The following is a 919-nucleotide window of genomic DNA, read 5'->3' on the forward strand; positions in this document are numbered from 1 at the left end:
TACATGACGCCGGCGAAGACGCCGGTCCGGCTGCCCCGCAGCGACACCGGGTCCATCCCGGCCCGCTCGATCGCCTCCCAGGTCGTCTCCAGCAGCAGACGCTGCTGCGCGTCCGTCGCCACCGCCTCCCGCGGACTCATCCCGAAGAACTCGGGGTCGAAGGCGCCCGCGTCGTGCAGGAAGCCGCCCGAGCGCGTGTACGACGTCCCGGACACGCTCCGGTCCGCGTTGTAGAGGGACTCGGCGTCCCATCCGCGGTTGACGGGGAACTCGGACACGGCGTCGACGCCGTCGGACACCAGCCGCCACAGGTCCTCCGGAGAGGACACCCCACCCGGATAACGGCACGCCATCCCCACGATCACCACCGGATCGTCCGCCACCGACGGCAGCGACCCCACCGGCACAGCCACGTCGCGCACGGTTCCGAGCACGGTGTCGAGCAGATGGTCGGCGAGAAGTTCCGCGGTGGGGTAGTCGAAGACGACGGTGGCGGGCAGGCGCAGTCCGGTCGCCTTGCCCAGCCGGTTCCGCAGCTCCACCGCCGTCAGCGAGTCGAAGCCCAGGTCCTGGAAGGCACGGTTGGGGTTGACCGTCTGCGCGCCCGAGTGTCCGAGAACGAGGGCGATGTGTCCGCGCACCAGGTCCAGCATCATCTCGCGGCGCTCGGTCTCGCCGAGCGCGGTCAGCCGTTCGGCCAGTCCGGTGGTCTCGGCGGAACCCGTGGCCGCCGCGCGGCGGGTGGACGTCCGGATCAGCCCGCTGAGCAGCGGCGGAACCTCTCCCTGCGCGCGGAGTGCCGGGAAGTCGAGGCGCACGGGGAGAACGACCGCCATGTCGGCGGCCATCGCGGCGTCGAACAGGGCGACGCCCTGCTCCACCGTCACCGGGGGAAGGCCGGCCCGGGCGATGCGGCGGT

At 72.1% G+C, this 919-nt stretch carries 1 protein-coding gene; it reads right to left on the minus strand.

Features of this window, described 5'->3' with window-relative positions; translation table 11 throughout:
- The coding region (locus tag TU30_RS00095; protein ID WP_042162997.1) for an acyl carrier protein at window positions 1-919 on the minus strand (919 nt) is incomplete at both ends.

Origin of the sequence: Streptomyces sp. NBRC 110035 (assembly GCF_000829695.1) — a bacterium.
Classification (GTDB): Bacteria; Actinomycetota; Actinomycetes; order Streptomycetales; family Streptomycetaceae; genus Streptomyces.